Below are 970 nucleotides of genomic sequence, written 5' to 3'. Positions count from 1 at the left end.
CCGTCGGTCGCGTGTTCAAATCGCGCCCGGCCCGCTCCTCATATAACCGTTTTCCACCTTCTACTGACAGGTTTCGGCACTTTAGCGCCGGGACAGGAGGTGGCGGCATGAGCAGTGTCGAGCGGCAGATCGACGTCGACCTCGACGCCGATGAAAACGCTGCTCAGGCGGTCTTCGAAGAACGCCGAGAACTACAGATCTCGGAACTCTTCAACGCGAACGGAGAGCTGCGGCTCTGGCAGGGTAGTGCGGGCTGGAGCGGCTACGTTCGCGAAGAAGTCGAAGGCGAGCCGGTCTACTACTCGGTGAACACGCGGTTCGACGAGGACGAGTGGATCTCCAAGATCCGCTGTGGGGATCAGGCAGTCCGCGATGCGATCCGGAGCCACATCGAGGACAGGCACGCAGGTGGCGTCGGGAACTTCGTGAAGAGGTGTTCCCCGCCATGAGCGCCGAGACTGGCGTCGAGGAGCTTCGCGAGCAGATCGCGAACCGTCTCGGCGAGCCGGATCAACTCCAGTTCCCGAGCGGATGGACCACGTCGACGAGCTGGCGGCGAGCGCAGGCAGCGCCGTCGCAGATCGGCTCGGTCAACCCGGCTGAGTTCGACGTCCTCCTCGGCCGCGAAGACGACGAGAGCGCGCTTTCGAAGCACCGCGTGCTGTTCGCGGTCTACGAGGGAGATCTCGTCGCCGAGTGCGACTGCGACGGTCACCGTTTCCGGGACTGGTGCGCTCACGTCGCGCTGCTCTGGTGGAAGTGGAGCCGCGAGCAGCTCGGCGTCACCGACCTCGACACCGGTGAGACGTACCTCTCGCCGCCCTGGTGGTTCTCGGTCGACGATGTCGAGGCCTTCTACGAGGAACTCTCGGACGACGTGGCGACGCTGAGCCCGCCGCGGACGACCGAGAGCGGCACGACGGTCCTGTTCGTCAGGGACCCGGAGGGGAACCTGATCGAGGTGCTCGAC

General features: G+C 64.9%; 2 protein-coding genes. Both read left to right on the top strand.

All coding sequences use genetic code 11. The features are described from left to right. The first annotated feature begins 107 nt into the window (after positions 1-107). The gene (locus EXE44_RS17135; protein ID WP_137706185.1) at positions 108-449 is read left to right on the top strand and encodes a hypothetical protein; all 342 of its coding nucleotides are present in this window, start codon (positions 108-110) and stop codon (positions 447-449) included. After that, the coding region (locus EXE44_RS17130) for a VOC family protein (protein ID WP_241991873.1) at positions 434-970 on the top strand (537 nt) is incomplete at its 3' end. The genes EXE44_RS17135 and EXE44_RS17130, both read left to right, overlap by 16 nt.

This window comes from Halorubrum sp. SS7, from assembly GCF_005435055.1.
Taxonomy (GTDB): domain Archaea; phylum Halobacteriota; class Halobacteria; order Halobacteriales; family Haloferacaceae; genus Halorubrum; species Halorubrum salinarum.
The sequence above is the reverse complement of the archived record's forward strand: the minus strand, read 5'-3'. Positions and strand labels throughout refer to the sequence as shown.